This window comes from Nonomuraea recticatena, from assembly GCF_039533245.1.
Classification (GTDB): domain Bacteria; phylum Actinomycetota; class Actinomycetes; order Streptosporangiales; family Streptosporangiaceae; genus Nonomuraea; species Nonomuraea roseola.
Genome location: NZ_BAAATE010000008.1, coordinates 166,106 through 183,489, shown reverse-complemented (window position 1 = coordinate 183,489; position 17,384 = coordinate 166,106). Strand labels below are relative to the sequence as shown.

Sequence of the window (17,384 nt, the reverse complement as noted above, 5' to 3'; positions counted from 1 at the left end):
GATAGGGTCGCTCCATGGGTGAGTTTGCACGCGTCGAGGTTTCCGACCAGATCGCCACGATCAGGCTCGATCGTCCGAAGATGAACGCCCTCAACGGGCAGGTCCAGCGCGAGATCGCCGAGTGCGCGCGAGCCGCGGACGCCGACCAGGACGTCCACGCGGTCGTCGTCTACGGAGGGGAGCGCGTCTTCGCGGCGGGCGCCGACATCAAGGAAATGGCCGACATGTCCTACGCGGACATGGCCGCCCACTCGAGGACCCTGCAGGACTGCTTCACCGCGCTGGCCCGGGTCGGCAAGCCGGTCATCGCCGCGATCACCGGTTACGCGCTGGGCGGCGGCTGCGAACTCGCACTCTGCGCGGACTTCAGGGTGGCGGGCGAGAGCGCCAAGCTCGGCCAGCCGGAGATCCAGCTCGGCATCATCCCCGGAGCCGGCGGCACCCAGCGGCTGTCCCGCCTGGTCGGCCCCGCCAGGGCCAAGGACCTCATCTTCAGCGGACGGCACGTCAGCGCGGCCGAGGCGCTGGAGATCGGCCTGGTCGACAGGGTCGTGCCTGACGTCGACGTCTACACGGCGGCGCTGGAATGGGCGGCCACCTTCGTCGGCGGCCCCACGGTCGCGCTGCGCGCCGCCAAGCAGGCGATCGACCAGGGGCTCGAGGTGGACCTGGACACAGGGCTCGAGGTCGAGCGCCTGCAGTTCTCCGGGCTGTTCGCCACGGACGACGCCAAGATCGGCATGCGCGCCTTCACGGAGAAGAGCAAGCCCAAGTTCACCGGTCGCTGACCCCGGACGCGACGGCAGACGTTGTGCCTCGGCGCCGGGCGATCGTCAGCCGGGCTGCCGCTCGGCGGGTGGGTCGACGAAGCCGAGGCGGCGGTTCATGGCGATCGCGGAGGTGTTGCGGGGGTGGTGGAAGGTGATCAGGCGCTCGTACCCGGCCGATCGCACGAACCGGATCGCCAGCAGTTTCAGCGCCAGCGACAGCCCCCGCCCGCGATGGGGCGCGAGGACGCCGGTCATCTCGCTGAAGGCGTACCCCTCGTCCGGATGCAGGGAGGTCGTGGACATGCCGATCCACTCTCCTTCGAGGGTCGCCAGCACGACGCCCTCGGCGGAGAAGGTGGGCACCTCGATGCGCTGGGCGAGGTACTCGTCGTAGGTGTAGAACGCGCCCCTGTTCGGGATGTCTGCCGAGCAGGTCCTGTTGAGGTCGTAGAGGGCGCGCCGGTGGGCGGGGGTGTCGCCGAGTTCGGCCATGGTCGTGAACGAGATGCCCGACTCGCGGGCTCGATCGAGGCGGGGCTCGAAGGCCGCGTCGTCGAAGGTGTCCACGTGCAGTTCGAGGCGTACCCAGTCGACCATGTCCTGGACCCTATCCGGAGCGGCGCCGCACGCTTTTCGCGGATCCTGGGATGACCGGGACGGGGTTCGGAGAGCGGCTCAGGAGGCAGGTGGTTTGCCGCTATCGTGGCGTTTCATGATGCGCGTCCCCGTCCCCGCGCGGCTGAAGAAGGCCGTCCGTTCGTGGTTCGACTCCCGTTACATCTCGGTCGCCGACCATCGGCAGGACATCAAGGACGCGCTGTGGGAGGTTCAGACGCTGCGCCGTGAGGTGACCACTCTGCAGGAGGAGGTCAGGCGGCTCAGGGCGGTCAGGCAGCAGGGCCCGCAGCCCGCGGCGCAGGCGGCGGCCGCCACGGCGGTCGCGGAGAAGGCGGCCGAGGCGCACAGGCTGGCCCACGAGACGGCCCAGGCGCTCGACAGGATCCTGCAGAACGAGGTCCTGCTCTGGCAGGCGGTCGACGAACTCAGGGCCGCGAACGAGGGCGCCGTGGGCGGGGGGCAGTCGTGCGCGTGAGCTGGAAGGGCGGCGAGCTCACCTTCAGGCTCGACCCCGAGGACGAGATCACCGGCACCGTGTCCGACGGTTACCCCGTGAAGCTGGCGGTCAACTCCTGCGAGGTCAAGGGCGTCCCCTCCGACGCGCACAACGACCTCTGGGCCGTCGCCGCCTGGACGGTCGTCGCGCCCTGGACCAGGAGGCGCATCACCTTCGACCGTCCCGTGTCGAGCGCGCTGGCCGCCGCGCTCCACGACGGCTGGGGGATCGAGGCGGGCCCCGTGGGAGGCCCGCCGCGCGACCCCGGCCCCACGCTGGCGATCTCCTACAGCGGCGGCGCCGACTCGGTGGCCGCCGCGGCAGTCTTCCCCGACGCGCCGTTCGTGCACTTCAGGCGGGTACCGCACAGCAGGGTGCCGAACCGCTGGCCGCACTACCGCTCCGACGTGCTGGCCAAGCTGGCCGCGCAGACCGGCCGCGAGGTGACCACGGTCGAGTCGGACCTGGAGTTCACGCTGGCCGAGCCGCGTCCCGGCTATCCCGAGCACCACGCCGTCATGGTGGGGGCCCTGCTGAACGCCGACAGGCTGGGGCTGGGCGGCGTCGGCCTCGGGTACGAGATCGGCTCGCGCTGGCTCGGCGGAGGGCGGTACGTGCACCGCTTCACCCCCGACAACCCGATGTGGGCGCCCCACGGCATGTGGGGGCGGCTGTTCGCCGCAGCGGGGCTGCGGATCGTGCTGCCCGTGGGCGGCGTGAGCGAGGCGATCACGATGAGGATCGCGCTCGACTCCCCGCTCAAGGCGCAGGTGCGCTGGTGCCTGCGCGGCACCTCGGGGCCCTGCCGTACGTGCGGCAAGTGCCTGTACAAGGAGCTCATCCAGGCCGCGGTGGAGCGGCGTCCGATGGACACGCCGATCACCGCGGACCGTCCCGTGGCGCGCAAGTGGCAGGAGCCCCCGCCGTACGGCGGGCAGGAGATGATCGAGTACGGCTGCGCGAGGGTTCCCGGCATCGAGAAGACGCCCTTCGCCAGGGCGGCCGGGTACCTCGAGGCCACCGAGGAGTCCACCGCCTGGCTCGACCACTGCTACAGGCCGGCGATCGAGGAGATCCCCGAGCCGTGGCGGGAGCGGGCGGAGCGGTTCATGGCGGAGAACGTCGGGTTCATGGACGAGGCCCAGGCGCGGCGAGTCGAGACATGGGGTGGCGCGGCATGAAGGTCTACCTGTCGGTGGACATGGAGGGCGTGACCGGGTTGACCGACCCGGAGGAGATGCACGCGGGCAAGCGCGGCTACGAGCGCGGCTGCGAGCTCATGACCGCCGACGCCAACGCCGCCATCGAGGGCGCCTTCGACGCGGGCGCCACCAGCGTGCTGGTCAACGACGCGCACGGCTCCACCAAGAACCTCAGGATCGACCTGCTCGACCCCCGCGCGACGCTGATCCGCGGCCCCGGCAAGTCGCAGCGCATGGCCCAGGGGCTCGACGCCTCCTTCGACGCCGCGATGTTCGTCGGCTACCACGCGAGGGCGGGCGTGCAGCACGGCGTGCTCAACCACACGTGGATGGGCAAGGAGATCCAGAACGTCTTCCTGAACGGCGAGCCCTGCGGCGAGACGCGGCTGGTCGCGGCGTGCGCGGGCTTCCACGGCGTGCCCGTCGCGCTGGTCACCGGCGACGAGGCGGTCGGCCAGGAGGCGGCGGAGCTGCTGGGCGAGGTCGAGACCGTCGCGGTCAAGAAGGGCATCGACAAGTTCTCGGCCGAACTGCTGCCGCCGAGCGTGGCTCAGGCGCGGATCCGTGAGGGGGCGGCGCGAGCGCTCGGCAGGTTGAGCGCGTTCACACCTTACGAGACGGACCGGCCGTACACGCTGGCCGTGGAGTGGAACTCCACGGCCATCGCGGCGGCCTGCGGGCTGGTGCCGGGCGTGAAGCAGACGGGCGCGCGGGAGATCGAGTTCGCCACCGACGACTTCACCCAGATCATGGCGTTGATGGGGCTGTTCGCGACCATCGGTGGGCAGGTGGCCTGCGGCAGCGGGCCCTATGGCTGACAGGGGCACGCTGACCAGGCGCGGACTGCTGGTCGGCATCGGAGCGGCCGGCGGCGCCGGCGCGATGTACGCGGCGATGGGCGCGCTGGGGCTGGCCCCCTCCGAGCAGGACAAGACGTTCACCCCGCCCAGGCAGGGTGATTTCACGCTCAAGGGCAGGGGCGCCGCCAAGGTCGTCATCCTCGGCGCGGGCGTCGCGGGGCTGACGGTCGCCTACGAGCTGGGCAAGGCGGGCTACGACTGCACGCTGCTCGAGGCGAGCGACAGGATCGGCGGGCGCAACCTCACCCTGCGCGGCGGCGACAGGCTCACCGAGCTCAACGGGGCCGCCCAGGACGCCCGTTTCGGCGAGGGCGTCTACTTCAACGCGGGCCCGGGCAGGATCGCGCCGTGGATGGTGACGATGGACTACTGCCGCGAGCTCGGCGTCCCCATCGAGACCTTCGTCAACTCCAACGCCTCGGCGTACGTGCACACCGAGGGAAGGACGGTCCGCAACAAGACCGCCCGCGCCGACATGTACGGCTATGTCGCGGAGCTGCTGGCCAAGGCCACCCACAACCGCGCGCTCGACCGCAGGCTCACGGGCGAGGACCGCGAGCGCCTCCTGGAGTTCCTGCGCAGGTTCGGAGACCTGGGGCCCAAGCTCACCTACGAAGGCTCCGAGCGCCGCGGTTTCACGAGATATCCGGGCATGGACGGCGGAACAGCGCTGACCTCACCCGCCGGCCTGCACGAGGTGCTCGCCGCGGGAGTCGGCCGCGCGATCACCAACGACTTCGGCTACGACCAGGCGACCCCGATGTTCCAGCCGGTCGGCGGCATGGACGCGATCGTCACCAGGCTGGTCGAGGCGGTCGGCCGCGACCGCGTCAGGACCGGAGCCAGGGTCACGAAGATCACCGACCAGGCCGGGTCCGTCACCGTCGCCTGGGAAGGCGGCGAGCTCACCGCCGACTACTGCGTCGCCACGCTGCCCCCGCACATCCTGGCGAAGATCCCGCACAACCTGGGCGCCCCCGTCACCGCGGCGCTCCGCACGCCCGTCCCCGTGGCCGCAGGCAAGATCGGCCTGGAGTACGGCAGGCGCTGGTGGGAGCTCGAGGACCGTATCTACGGCGGCGTCACCGAGGCCGATCTCGACATCACGCACATCTGGTATCCCTCCTACGGCTACCACTCCGAGCGCGGCCTGCTCGTCGGCTACTACAACTCGGGCGAGCCCGCCGAGCTGTACGGGGCGCTCACCCCCGAGGACCGCAGGCGCCGCGCGCTCACCCAGGGCAAGAAGATCCACGGCGAGAAGTACCGCGCCGAGCTGCTGTCGAGCGTCTCGATCGCGTGGGAGCGCCAGCCTCATCTCCAGGGCGGATGGGTGCGCTGGCCGGCCTTTGATTCGTCCTTCACTCTCCTGCAACGTCCGTCGGGGAGGGTGTACTTCGCGGGCGACTGGCTCACCCACCTAGTCGCATGGCAGGCGGGTGCCATGGAGTCGGCGAGGAGTACGGTCACCCAGCTGCACCGGCGTGTCACAGCGTCGGCGTAGGGTCCTGCGCATGGACCTCAGATGGGTGCCCGCCCTCGACCGGATGGACCTGCTCGCCGAACCGGTGGCGAGAGCCGTACGTGAGCTGAAGGAGGAGGTGCGCGTGGCCGAGATCGACGCCGAGCTGGCCGACACCGCCGCCTTCTGCGACCGGTACGGCGTGGCGATGGACGCCTCCGCCAACTGCGTGGTGGTGGCGGGCAGGCGGGGCGGCGAGGTGCGCTACGCCGCCTGCATGGTGCTGGCCACGACGAGGGCCGACGTCAACGGTGTGATCAGGAGACATCTCGACGCACGCAAGATCAGCTTCGCCTCCATGGACGACGCGGTCTCGCTGACCGGCATGGAGTACGGCGGCATCACCCCGCTGGGCCTGCCCGAGGGCTGGCCGATTCTGGTCGACAGCAGGGTGGCGGCCCATCCCGAGGTGGTCATCGGCAGTGGTGTGCGGCGTTCGAAGCTCGCCCTGCCGGGGGCCGCTCTGGCCGGATTGAAGACCGCGGAGGTCCTCGATCTGGCGAATTGAGACCAATGCGAGACCGATGATTGGGAAACCTATGGGGTCACTTCAGACGTTACACGAGTGGGAATGTGACCTTGTGGTTCATCTCGTGGGCGGGGTTTGAGCCGGTATGGTGCTTCATGCCATGAACGATGACCGACTAGGCCCTTACCGGCTGCTCAGGCGGCTCGGTGAAGGGGGCATGGGCGTTGTCCACCTCGCTGTCGACCCGCAGGGACGGCAGGTGGCGGTCAAGGTCCTCAGGGCCGAGGTCGCCGGCGACGACGTCGCCAGGCGGCGGCTCTCGCGTGAGGTCGACACGATGCGGCGGGTGCGCAGCAAGTACATCGCCGAGGTGCTCGACGCCGACGTCACGGGACACCGCCCGTACATCGTCACCCGCTACGTCGCAGGCCGTCCGCTCGACGAGGTCGTCAAGCAGGACGGTCCGCTCGAGCTGCCCGCGCTGGTCAGGGTCGCGCACGGGGTGGCCTCGGCGCTGGCCGCCGTCCACTCCGTCGGGGTGATCCATCGCGACCTCAAGCCGGGCAACGTGCTGATCCTCGACGGCGACCCCGTCCTGATCGACTTCGGCATCGCCCAGGCGGTCGACGCGACCAGGCTGACCCAGACCGGCATGTTCATCGGCACGCCCGGCTACCTCGCGCCCGAGATCATCGAGGGTCACGAGGCGGGCCCCGAGGTCGACATCCACGCGTGGGCGGGCACGCTGCTGTTCGGCGCGACCGGCCAGCCGCCCTTCGGCAAGGGCACGCTGGAGATGATCTTCTACAACATCACGGCGGGCAAGGCCGAGGTGTCGGCGGCGCCGCGCGAGCTGCAGCCGCTGCTCAAGGCGGCCTTCCAGCGCAACCCCTCCAAGCGGCCCAAGGCGGCCGACCTGGCCGAGCAGACCGCCAGGCTGCTGCCCAAGTCCGCCAGGGTGGCCGACGAGATCTCCACCGTGCCCAGGCCCGACCGTCCGGGCTCGCGTCCTGTGACCGACCCCGCCGACGTGCCCACGCCGGCGATCCCGCCCGCCAGGCCTCCGCTCGGTCAGCCGTCCCTGTCAGGCCCGTACGGCGGCGCCGCGCCCATGTCCGGCGCCGGCGCCCCCGGCAGCCAGGAGTTCGTCTCCCTCCTCGGCAACCAGGCCCCCTCGGGCCCCTCGACCGGCGGCCACGGCCCTGTGGGGCCCTCGACGGGCGGCCACGTGGGTCCCTCGACGGGCGGTCACGGCCAGGCGGGCCCCGCCGGCGGCGGCCCCACGGGTCCCGGCACCGGCGGGCACGGGGCGACGGGCCCGGGTTCGGGCGGTCATGGGCCCTCGGGTCCAGGGCAGGCGGGCGAGCACGCCACGACCGGCGGCGACCCGTGGCCGACCAGACGCGTGACGCCCGAGGAGTTGCGGCAGATGCGCGAGGAGGGCGGCGTGCCCGCCCACCCATGGGATGTGGCGACCAGGGCCTCCACCGAGCCGCCCGCAAGCCGCCCATGGCCGGGCAACCAGGCCGACCACAGCGCCCCGCACACCCCTCCTGGCGCGCCCAACCCGCCCGGCGCCTTCCCTTCGGCGGGCCACGCAGGCGCCTTCCCCGCGCCCGGAGGCCAGGCGCCGGGCTTCCCCGCACAGAGCGGCCAGGCGCCTGCCTTCCCCGCGCAGGGCGGGCCTTCGTCGGGCTTCCCCGCCCAGGGCGGGCAGGCAGGCGGCTATCCTGGCGCACCGCCGTACCCGCGCGACGGTGACATCCCCACGCGCAGGGTGCGCCCCGACGCGCCCGACTACCCTCGCGGTGCCCCGCAGCCCTACGGCCACCAGTACCCGCAGGCCGGTCATCCCGCGCCCGACCCCGAGACCTGGCGCGAGCCGCGCATCCCCGGGGCGCGCCCCGGCCTGGCGCTGCAGCGTTCCAAGGCGTACGGCGTCGCGGGCGCCATGCTGCTCGTCGTCATGATCGTGCTCGCCGTGCTGGCGCCGCTGATCGTCAGCGCGGTGGCGATCCCGTTCGCCGTGCTGCTGCGCGCGGCCGACCTGGCTCAGCCGCAGCTCAACGTCAGGCGTTCGACGGGTTCGGCCGCTGCCGACGTGCTGCGCGTGTTCGCCCAGCCCGCCGCGCTGCTGAAGTCGATCGGCATCACGGTCGCGCTGGTGCCGTACGCGCTGATCCTGGGCCTGCCCGTCACCCTGCTGCTCACCGTGCTCGTGCACTCGATGCCGCTGGCCAACGCGCTGGCCTGGGGTGGAGCGATCGCCCTGTGGACCGTCTGCGCGGGTCCTGGCGTCGAGGCTCCGGGACGGCAGATGCGCAGGACGCTCGCCTCCTTGGTTCCGTCGCGTACGGTGGCCATGGTGACCGCCGGCGTGCTCGCCGTCGGAGCCGCGCTCTCGCTGGTCCTGGCGCTCGGCACAGTGCCCGAAATGGGTAGAAAGTCGGTATGGGTGCCCGTCGACGTGAGTCCGCTCACGGACAGGCTGACGGACCTGCGGGGGAAGGCGGGCCAAGGAGGGGGATGAGTAGATGAGCACCGGCAACACCCAGGCGCCCGAGCGTCTCGGTCCCTACAGACTGGTCAGGAAGATCGGCGAGGGTGGCATGGGGGTTGTCCACCTCGGGATCGACGAAGAGGGGCGCGAGGTCGCCATCAAGGTGCTGCACCCCCACGTCGCCGCCGACCTCAAGGCGCGAGACCGGCTGACCCGCGAGGTCGAGACCATGCGCAGGGTGCGCAGCCGGCACGTCGCCGAGGTGCTCGACGCCGAGCTCGTCGGCGGGCAGCCGTACGTCGTGACGAGGTTCGCTCCGGGGCGCACGCTCGAGGAGACCGTCCTCGCCGAGGGCCCGCTGCCGGCGGCGCAGCTGATCAGGCTGGCGCAGGGGCTGTGTTCGGCGCTGGTCTCCATCCACGCCGCCGACGTCATCCACCGCGACTTCAAGCCGTCCAACGTCATGCTGGTCGACGGCGAGCCGCTGGTCATCGACTTCGGCATCGCGCACCTGGTCAACGCCACCAGGTTGACCCAGACCGGCATGTTCGTCGGCACGCCCGGCTACCTCGCGCCCGAGATCATCCGCGACACGGAGATCACCCAGGCGGCCGACGTGCACGCGCTGGCCTCCACGGTGTTCTTCGCCGCCGTGGGCGCTCCGCCGTTCGGCACGGGGACGTTCGAGGTCATCTGCTTCAACATCATGGAAGGCCGGGCGCAGCTCGACAAGGCGCCCGCGTGGCTGCGCGGCTGGCTCGGCAAGGCGCTGGCGGTCGACCCCCGCGCAAGGCCCGCGGCGCAGGATCTGCTGCGCATGGCGCGCAGGCTCGACCCCTCGGTGACGGCCTTCAACGAGACCCCGCCGAGCGGCACGCGGGTCCTGGAGTCGTCGCCGCCACCGCCGGTCAACAGGACCAAGACGCTCGCGCGCGACGACAGCTACTCCGACCTGCTGCCGCCGGTCGAGTACGCCAAGCCGCCGAGGCCCGCGCCGCAGCCGCGCAAGGAGGCCAAGCCCCGCAAGGAGCCGAAGCCGCCGCCGTACGTGCCGGCGAACGTGCCGCCCTACCGGCCGCCCGCGCCGTACCCCGACCAGCGGGTCGCGGGCTACCCCGCGCCGCAGCAGGCGGCGGCCGTGCGGCCGCCGCAGCCCGCCACTCAGCCGAGGCCCTACACGCCGCCGCGGGCCGACCGGCCGAAGTACCGCGTGGGGCATCCGCTCATCGCGGCGCTGCTGCTGACGCTGCTGGTCGCGCTGGCGGTCATGATGCCGGTGATGGTCGGCGCGGCCGCCGTGGTGATCGCGTTGGTGCTGCGCGTGGGCGAGTACCTCTTCGGTGACCTGGTCGCGCGCCGCCAGCTGCGCGGCAGCAGCGCGGCCGATCCCGCGTTGATCCTGCTCGGCACGCCATGGGCGCTGATCAAGGCGGCGCTGGTGTCGCTGGTGCAGGTGCCGCTGTCGATCCTGTGGGGCGTGTGCGTCTGGGGCGTGCTGCACTACGGGTTGAAGATCGAGAGCGACCAGGCGGTGGCCTACGCGGCAGGCGCCTTCGCGGCCGGGCTGTTCCTGCTGCCTGGAGGGGGCGCGCCGCGCAAGGCCGTCACCCGCACGCTGACCGGCGTCATCCGCAGCCCTGGAGCCGGGCTGGTGGTCGCGCTGGTCGTCGGCACGGCGGCGCTGCTCGCGGTGCTGTTCGCGATGGGCCAGGCGCCCACATGGCACCCGTGGGAGCAGCCCTCCGACGTGGTGAGGGAGCTGACCCGCAGCGCCAGGGAGAGCGTGACGGGGCTCATCGGAGGGCTCATCGACTCCCTCATGACGAGCCTCGGTCTCGGCTTCCTCACACCCTGGTCATGACGTGTTCTCCGGCGCCCCTCCGCGGGGCACTATGGAGACATGAGCGAGCCTGACGGTGAGCACCTGGGCCCCTACCGCCTTCTCTCTCCTCTGGGGTCCGGCGGGTTCGGCGAGGTCCACCTCGCGCTCGACCCCGAGGGCCGCACGGTGGCGGTCAAGGTGCTGCACCCGCACGTCGCCGCCGACGCCTCCGCCCTGACCAGGCTCGAACGCGAGGTCGAGACGATGCGCCTGGTCGAGGGGGCGCACGTGGCCGAGGTGCTGGACGCCTCGATGTCGGGCGACAGCCCCTACCTCGTGACCCGTTACGTCCAGGGGCGGGCGCTCAGCGTCGTGCCGGTGCCCGTCGACGATCTGCACCGCCTGGCCAGGGGGCTGGCCCAGGCGCTGATGTCCATCCACGAGGCGGGCGTGGTGCACAGGGACCTCAAGCCCGCCAACGTCATGATGGCCGACGGCGAGCCCGTCGTGATCGACTTCGGCATCGCCTCGGCGCTCGACTCGCTGTCGGTCACCGCTTCAGGAGCGGTGGTCGGCACGCCGGGCTATCTGGCGCCCGAGGTGCTGGAGGGACAGGAGGCCGGCGCCCCCGCCGACGTGTTCTCCTTCGCCGCCACGCTGGCCTACGCGGCCACGGGGCGCCAGCCGTACGGCACGGGCCCGCTGTCGGCGGTCGCCTACCGGGTCGTCCATCACGAGCCCGACCTGGAGGGCGTGCCCGCCTGGCTGGAGCCCCTGCTGCGCGACTGCCTGGTGCGCGACCCCGCCGCGCGGCCGACGGCCGCCCAGGTCTGCGCCAGGCTGGGTGTCGACGCGCCCGCTCGCGGACGCCACGGCGTGCGAGGCCTCAGCGGTACGGCCCGCCGTCCCGCGCCGAGCGCGATGGGGGTGCCGGGCTCGGCCGGCCACGAGCAGGGCAGCTACCGCTCCACGGAGGCAGGGCCTGGCGCCGTCTTCTCGACGGGCAGGAGGGCCGGCCTGGAGCCGCCCGACCTGCACGACCTGTCCACCCGCGAGTGGCGTCCAGGCGTGGCGGCGGTGGACGAGGCGCGAGCCCGCCACAGGGAGAAGATCCGCAGGCGGTGGGTGGTCGGCTCGGGCATCTTCGTCGCCCTGCTGGCGGCCGCGGCCAGGACCCCGTTGCCCGAGGCGTCGCTGCTCCTGCTGGCCTCCTACTCGCTCATCGTGGTCGTCGACGCGGGCGTCGCGCTGCTCTCGCGTGGCCTGTTCAGGAGCCGCCGCATGGTGACCGACCTGTCGTCCGTGGCGGGGGTCGTGGCGCTGTGGCTGGTGCTCAGCACGCTGTTCAGCCCGTTCACGCTGGCGCTCTTCGCGGGCACGGCGCTGGTCGTCGGAGTGGTCTTCCTGCTCAACGCCTGATCGCGATGTGCGAGGGGGGTGATAGCAGGATTCCGGAACAAAGTTCGGTAAGGTGAGGCTACCTGCGGGTTTGCGTCAAAGCTACTCATGGGTAACATGGCGACCCGAGGGCCGTGGAGTAGGGGCCCTGGGCAGTCTGGCAGTCTGGACAGCACTCATCCGAGCATGCGATTACGGGAGGTCGGCCACCGGCCATGAACATCGTCGTCTGCGTGAAGCAGGTCCCCGACACGGCGACCGAGCGCAAGCTCCGGTCCGATGACAAGACGCTCGACCGCGACGCCGCCGACGGCGTCGTCAACGAGCTTGACGAGTACGCGGTCGAGGAGGCCCTGAAGCTCAAGGAGGCCCACGGCGGTGAAGTGACCGTCCTCACCATGGGCCCCGGCAAGGCCACCGAGACCATCCGCAAGGCCCTGGCGATGGGCGCGGACAAGGCGGTCCACCTGAGCGACGACGCCCTGCACGGCTCGGACGCCCTCTCGACCTCCTACGCGATGGCCCAGACGCTGAAGAAGATCGGGTTCGACCTGGTCATCCTCGGCTCGGAGTCGACCGACGCGCGCACCGGCGTGCTGGCCGCCATGCTGGCCGAGCGCCTCGGCGCCGCCCAGCTGACGCTGGCCAACAAGGTGGACGTCGAGGGCTCCTCGATCTCCATCCAGCGTCTGACCGACTACGGCTACGACAAGGTCGAGGCCACGCTGCCGGCCGTCGTCTCCGTGGTCGAGAAGATCAACGAGCCGCGCTACCCGTCCTTCAAGGGCATCATGGCGGCCAAGAAGAAGCCGGTCGAGACCCTCTCCGTGGGCGACGCCTCCATCGACGCCGCGCAGGTCGGCCTCGGCGCCGCCTGGTCCGAGGTCGTCGACTTCGCCGCCGCCCCTCCGCGCGCGGCGGGCACGATCGTCAAGGACGAGGGCGACGGTGGCGTCAAGGCCGCCGAGTTCCTCGCGTCCAAGAAGTTCATCTGAGCACGGGAGAGAACAGCAGATATGTCGGAGATTCTCGTTCTCGTTGAGCAGGTCGACGGCGAGGTCAAGAAGGTCACGCTCGAGCTGCTGACCCTGGCCCGTTCGCTCGGCACCCCGTCGGCCGTGTGGGCGGGGCCTGGCTTCGGCGCCGACGCCAAGGCCAAGCTGGCCGAGTACGGCGCGGAGAAGATCTACGTCGCGGGCTCCGCCGACGTGGTCGACTACGTCGTCGCCCCCAAGGCCGAGCTGCTGGCGCAGCTGGTCGGCTCCGCCACGCCCGCGGCCGTCCTCGTCGCCGCCACGGCGGAGGGCAAGGAGGTCGCCGGTCGGCTGGCCGTCAAGACCGACTCGGGCGTCATCACCGACGCGGTCGGCCTGGGCGAGGGCTTCGTCGCCGACCAGTCCATCTTCGGTGGCGGCGTCAACGTCCACTCGCGCGTGACCAAGGGCACGCCGATCATCGCGGTCCGCCCGAACTCCACCGCCCCCGCTCCCGCGCCCGCCGCGGGCGCCGAGGAGGAGGTGTCGGTCGCGCTGTCGGACTCCGCGAAGGCCTCGAAGATCGTCGAGCGCGTCAAGCAGGAGAAGGGCGCTCGCCCCGAGCTCACCGAGGCGGCGATCGTCGTCTCCGGCGGCCGTGGCGTGGGCTCGGCGGAGAACTTCTCGATCATCGAGGGGCTGGCCGACGTCCTGGGCGCCGCTGTCGGCGCCTCCCGCGCGGCCACCGACGCGGGCTGGTACCCGCACCAGTTCCAGGTCGGCCAGACGGGCAAGACGGTCTCGCCGCAGCTCTACATCGCCGCGGGCATCTCGGGTGCGATCCAGCACCGGGCGGGCATGCAGACGGCGAAGACCATCGTCGCGATCAACAAGGACCCGGAGGCGCCGATCTTCGAGCTCGCCGACTTCGGTGTCGTGGGCGACCTGCACCAGATCGTCCCGCAGCTGGCGGACGAGGTCAGCAAGCGCAAGTAGCACAGCACGAGAACGGCGGCCCCCTGCCTCAGGGGGCCGCCGTTCTCGTGTCGTGGCGGACGGTCAGCCGGCGAGCGCGGCGCGGATGCGGGCGGCCAGGGCGGCCGCCCGCCCGGTGTCCCACGGGATGAGGCCGTTCTCGCTCATCAGCGCGTAGAACTGCTGCTCGTGGTACGGCGTGCCCGGCGGCAGCGGCGCGATGTGCCAGTGCAGGTGCGCGTTGCCCTGCTGACTGCCCAGCGTGAGCAGGTAGGTCCGCTCGGAGGGCACCGCCGCCTCCACGGCCAGCGCGACCCTGCGCACCACGGCCATCAGCGCGAGGTAGTCCTCCTCGTCCAGGTCCCTGACCGCGTGCTCGACGTGCGCCTTCGGGCAGACGAGCGCGTAGCCGGGGACGGTGGGATAGCGGGCGAGGAAGGCCAGGTGCCTGTCGTCCTCGTAGAGGATCTCCTCGAGGTCGTGGGCGGGGTCGCCTGACACGATGGCGCAGACGAAGCAGGGGCCGTTCCTGACGCGTTCGACGTAGGCGTCCAGGTCCATCCGTTCGGAGCGGGCGGTCATCGACCGAGCCTCTCACGCGTGCGGGCGGCCCCCAAGGGGCCGCCGGGTCAGGCGGCGACTCCTGCGGGGGTGCGCTCCTCGACGTGGGCGGGGGTGATCGTGGTCGTCTCGTGGCGGGGCAGGAACCGTGCCGCGACGGCGATGAGCACGCCGAGCACGACCGCGATGCCGAGGGCCATGCGCAGCGAGGTGAAGTCGCTGATCAGGCCGATCGCCACAGGGCCGAGCAGCAGACCCGCGTAGCCCATCGCGCCCGCCTGGGCGATCGCGGGGCCGGGGTTGTCGGTGGCGGTGCCTGCCAGCGACAGCGTCATCGGCGAAATGGTGGCGACGCCGAGCCCGACGAAGAACATCGCGAAGACCGCGATCAGCGGAGTGGCGGCGGTCAGCACGATCGCGAACGTCGCGGCCGTGGCCACACCGGAGACGGTCATGATGCCTCGCACGCCGAACCGCCCGCGCAGCCGGTCACCGCCCAGCCTGGCCAGCAGCATGCCGACCTCGAAGACCGGGTAGCCGAGCGCGGCGATCGCCTCGGGCGCGCCGAGCTCGTCACGCATGAACAGGCCGTTCCAGTCGGCGACGGTGCCCTCCACCATGAACGCGAAGAACATGATCGCGCCCAGCAGGTAGACGACCGCGGGCAGCCTCTTGCGCGCCTTGGCCGTGTTCCGCACGACGGGAGGCTCGGGCAGGTAGGTACGACCGATGACCATGACGAGGGGAAGCGAGATCAGCGCTACCAGCGAGAGGTTGGCGGTGTAGGACAGGCCGAGGGCGATCGCGAGGCTGCCGATGCCGCCTGCCGCGATGGCGCCGACGCACCAGCCCGCGTGCATGCCGTTCATCAGCGGCCTGCCGTAGGCCTGCTCGACCGTCGAGCCCTGGGCGTTCATGGCGATGTCGACGGTGCCGAAGGCCATGCCGAAGACGGCCACAGCCACCAGCAGCGACGGCAGGTTCGGCGCGCAGCCGATGCCGAGCAGCGACAGCGCGGTGGCAGGGCCACCGACCCGCAGGACCGTCCGGCTGCCCGCGCGCTGCATGATCCCGCGCATGGACTGCATGGTCACGAGCGCACCCAGACCCCACACGAGCAGGATCACGCCGACCGTCGCCTCGGACAGGCCGAGTTTGTCGGTCAGTGCCGGGATGCGCACGGTCATCGTGCCCACCATCAAGCCAGCCAGGACAAAAGTGAGGATCGACCCATAACGGGCAGTCCTCAGGTCGCGGGTCATCGTCAACACCTCTCGGATCGTCAGGTGGGCGCCCTCGTGGGGCGCCGCTCAGTCAGTGAACGGCGCCCCACGGGGGCGCCGCTGGTCAGGGAAATGGCAGCCAGGAGCGGCGGCGCCCGGTCGGGCGCTGTTCGTCCGGGAAACGGGGGAAACGGGGGAAACGGGGGAAACGGGAACGTGGCGACCACGCGCGGCGTGCGGCTCTTCTGGAAGGAGGCGTGCCGCGGGCGCTAGAGCAGAGCCAGGAGCCTGGCCTCGAGCGCGACGAGGTCGCTCTCCGAGTGGAGCCCGGGGTCGTGGCTGGCCACGTCCCACAGCCCTTCACACGCCAGCCGGACGATCTGGGAGGCGACGGGGTCGGCCTCCTCGGCCAGGGCCTCACGGTGCCACCTGGTCATCGCGTCGCGGAGCGGCGCGAGGAGGAACAGGTTGCCCGAGGCCCCCGTCACGACGGCCCATCGTCGCAGCCGGCCCGAGCGGACGGCGGCGAGCGTGGCGCCCAGGTAGCGTTTGGTGTAGGTGTCGTGCGGCTGGGCCGCCATCAGGTCGTCGAAATCCCCGATGAGCCGCTCGACCATGCCCTTGATCAGGGCTTCCTTGCTGCTGAAGTGGTAGAGGAGCCCGCCCTTGCTCACGCCGGCCCTGTCGGCGACGGCGGCGAGGGTGAGCGCGGCCGAGCCCTGGTCGCAGAGGAGCTCCTCCGCGGCGTCAAGCAACTCGTCTCGCCTCATAGGGTCCACTGTACCGTCCGGACGGTACAGTGGCAAACGAGATACGCTGATCGGGTGAGCCCGGCCTACCTAGATCACGCGGCGACCACTCCGATGCTTCCTGAGGCCATCGAGGCGATGACCCAACAGCTCGGCCGCGTCGGAAACGCATCGTCGCTCCACGCCGCCGGACGGCAGGCCCGCCGGGTGGTCGAGGAGTCGCGTGAGGCGATCGCCGACGCCATGGGCGCCCGGCCCAGCGAGGTGGTCTTCACCGCGGGCGGCACCGAGGCCGACAACCTCGCGATCAAGGGCCTCTACTGGGCCCGCGAGCCGCGCAGGCGCATCCTGATCAGCGCGATCGAGCACCACGGCGCGCTCGACCCCGCCAGGTGGCTGGCCGACCGGCAGGGCGCCGAGGTCGAGCTGCTCGAGGTCGACTCCCACGGCAGGGTCCACCCCGACACTCTGCGCGCCGCCATCGAGCGCGATCCCGAGAGCGTGGCCCTGGTCAGCGTCATGTGGGCGAACAACGAGGTCGGCACGGTCCAGCCGATCCGCGTCCTGGCGTCGATCGCGCGCGACCACGGCATCCCCTTCCACACCGACGCCGTGCAGGCGGTCGGCGTGCTGCCGGTCTCCTTCGCCGACTCGGGCGCGCAGGCGCTAACGCTGAGCGGCCACAAGGTCGGCGGGCCCATGGGGGTGGGCGCGCTGCTGCTGGAGCGGGGTGTCACGCCCGTCTCCGTCCTGCACGGCGGAGGCCAGGAGCGCGACGTGCGCTCGGGCACCCTCGACGCTCCCGCCATCGCCGGTCTGGCCGCGGCCGTCGAGGCGGCGGCGAAGGGTCAGCAGGCGCAGGCGATCCGCCTCAGCGCGCTGCGCGACGACCTCATCCGCCGCGTACGGCAGGCCGTGCCCGACGTGATTCTCAACGGCGACCCCGTCGACCGGCTGCCCGGCAACGCCCACTTCTCCTTCCCCGGCTGTGAGGGCGACGCGCTGCTGATGCTTCTCGACGCCAAGGGTGTGGAGTGCTCGACGGGCTCGGCCTGCTCGGCCGGGGTGGCTCAGCCGTCCCACGTGCTGCTGGCGATGGGCGCGCCCGCCGCGGCCGCCCGCGGCTCGCTCCGCTTCACCCTGGGCCACACCTCCACGCAGGACGACGTCGACCGCCTGATCGAGGTTTTGCCCGCCGCCGTCGAGCGAGCCCGCCGCGCGGGCCTCAGCTGAGCGCACGGCGGG

16 protein-coding genes are annotated in these 17,384 nt (G+C 71.7%); 12 read left to right on the top strand and 4 right to left on the bottom strand.

Features of this window, described 5'->3' with window-relative positions; translation table 11 throughout:
• Positions 1-14 precede the first annotated feature (14 nt).
• A complete protein-coding gene (locus ABFX50_RS18250; RefSeq protein ID WP_346147834.1) occupies positions 15-788 on the top strand; it encodes an enoyl-CoA hydratase/isomerase family protein in 774 nt (257 codons plus the stop codon).
• Between the two features lie 45 nt (positions 789-833).
• Here ABFX50_RS18250 and ABFX50_RS18245 read toward each other — a convergent pair whose 3' ends face one another.
• Entirely contained in the window at positions 834-1,367 is a 534-nt protein-coding gene (locus tag ABFX50_RS18245; protein WP_346147832.1) for a GNAT family N-acetyltransferase, read from the bottom strand.
• 115 nt (positions 1,368-1,482) lie between these two features.
• Here ABFX50_RS18245 and ABFX50_RS18240 point away from each other — a divergent pair, with 115 nt between their 5' ends.
• The 10 genes from ABFX50_RS18240 (at position 1,483) to ABFX50_RS18195 (ending at position 13,627) form a co-directional block, all read left to right on the top strand.
• Positions 1,483-1,863, top strand: a complete 381-nt coding sequence (locus ABFX50_RS18240; RefSeq protein ID WP_346147830.1) for a hypothetical protein — start codon at positions 1,483-1,485, stop codon at positions 1,861-1,863.
• Positions 1,854-3,065 carry a DUF6395 domain-containing protein gene (locus ABFX50_RS18235; RefSeq protein ID WP_346147828.1) on the top strand — a complete coding sequence of 404 codons (1,212 nt, stop codon included), beginning with the start codon at positions 1,854-1,856 and terminating at the stop codon, positions 3,063-3,065. The genes ABFX50_RS18240 and ABFX50_RS18235 overlap by 10 nt, the downstream gene beginning before the upstream one ends.
• Positions 3,062-3,904 (top strand): M55 family metallopeptidase, encoded by an 843-nt coding sequence (locus ABFX50_RS18230; RefSeq protein WP_346147826.1) that lies wholly within the window; start codon positions 3,062-3,064, stop codon positions 3,902-3,904. Before ABFX50_RS18235 ends, ABFX50_RS18230 begins: the two co-directional genes overlap by 4 nt.
• A complete protein-coding gene (locus ABFX50_RS18225) occupies positions 3,897-5,450 on the top strand; it encodes a flavin monoamine oxidase family protein (protein ID WP_346147824.1) in 1,554 nt (517 codons plus the stop codon). Before ABFX50_RS18230 ends, ABFX50_RS18225 begins: the two co-directional genes overlap by 8 nt.
• 10 nt (positions 5,451-5,460) lie before the next feature.
• Entirely contained in the window at positions 5,461-5,976 is a 516-nt protein-coding gene (locus tag ABFX50_RS18220; RefSeq protein ID WP_183656145.1) for a YbaK/EbsC family protein, read from the top strand.
• Positions 5,977-6,097: 121 nt separating this feature from the next.
• A complete protein-coding gene (locus ABFX50_RS18215; protein WP_346147821.1) occupies positions 6,098-8,467 on the top strand; it encodes a serine/threonine-protein kinase in 2,370 nt (789 codons plus the stop codon).
• Positions 8,468-8,471: 4 nt separating this feature from the next.
• Positions 8,472-10,298: a protein kinase domain-containing protein gene (locus tag ABFX50_RS18210; RefSeq protein ID WP_346147819.1), complete on the top strand. Its 1,827-nt coding sequence runs from the start codon at positions 8,472-8,474 to the stop codon at positions 10,296-10,298.
• A gap of 39 nt (positions 10,299-10,337) precedes the next feature.
• Entirely contained in the window at positions 10,338-11,678 is a 1,341-nt protein-coding gene (locus ABFX50_RS18205) for a serine/threonine-protein kinase (protein ID WP_346147817.1), read from the top strand.
• A 194-nt stretch (positions 11,679-11,872) separates the two neighbouring features.
• Positions 11,873-12,652: an electron transfer flavoprotein subunit beta/FixA family protein gene (locus ABFX50_RS18200; protein ID WP_183656153.1), complete on the top strand. Its 780-nt coding sequence runs from the start codon at positions 11,873-11,875 to the stop codon at positions 12,650-12,652.
• Between the two features lie 21 nt (positions 12,653-12,673).
• Complete coding sequence (locus ABFX50_RS18195) at positions 12,674-13,627, top strand: electron transfer flavoprotein subunit alpha/FixB family protein (protein ID WP_346147815.1); 954 nt, start codon at positions 12,674-12,676, stop codon at positions 13,625-13,627.
• 63 nt (positions 13,628-13,690) lie between these two features.
• Here ABFX50_RS18195 and ABFX50_RS18190 read toward each other — a convergent pair whose 3' ends face one another.
• The 3 genes from ABFX50_RS18190 to ABFX50_RS18180 all read right to left on the bottom strand — a co-directional run bounded on the left by ABFX50_RS18190 (position 13,691) and on the right by ABFX50_RS18180 (position 16,160).
• Entirely contained in the window at positions 13,691-14,188 is a 498-nt protein-coding gene (locus ABFX50_RS18190) for an HIT family protein (RefSeq protein WP_346147812.1), read from the bottom strand.
• A gap of 47 nt (positions 14,189-14,235) precedes the next feature.
• Complete coding sequence (locus ABFX50_RS18185) at positions 14,236-15,354, bottom strand: MFS transporter (protein ID WP_346147810.1); 1,119 nt, start codon at positions 15,352-15,354, stop codon at positions 14,236-14,238.
• A 305-nt stretch (positions 15,355-15,659) separates the two neighbouring features.
• Positions 15,660-16,160, bottom strand: a complete 501-nt coding sequence (locus ABFX50_RS18180) for a TetR/AcrR family transcriptional regulator (RefSeq protein ID WP_183656159.1) — start codon at positions 16,158-16,160, stop codon at positions 15,660-15,662.
• Positions 16,161-16,214: 54 nt separating this feature from the next.
• Here ABFX50_RS18180 and ABFX50_RS18175 point away from each other — a divergent pair, with 54 nt between their 5' ends.
• Positions 16,215-17,372 (top strand): cysteine desulfurase family protein, encoded by a 1,158-nt coding sequence (locus ABFX50_RS18175; RefSeq protein WP_346147808.1) that lies wholly within the window; start codon positions 16,215-16,217, stop codon positions 17,370-17,372.
• Positions 17,373-17,384 lie beyond the last annotated feature (12 nt).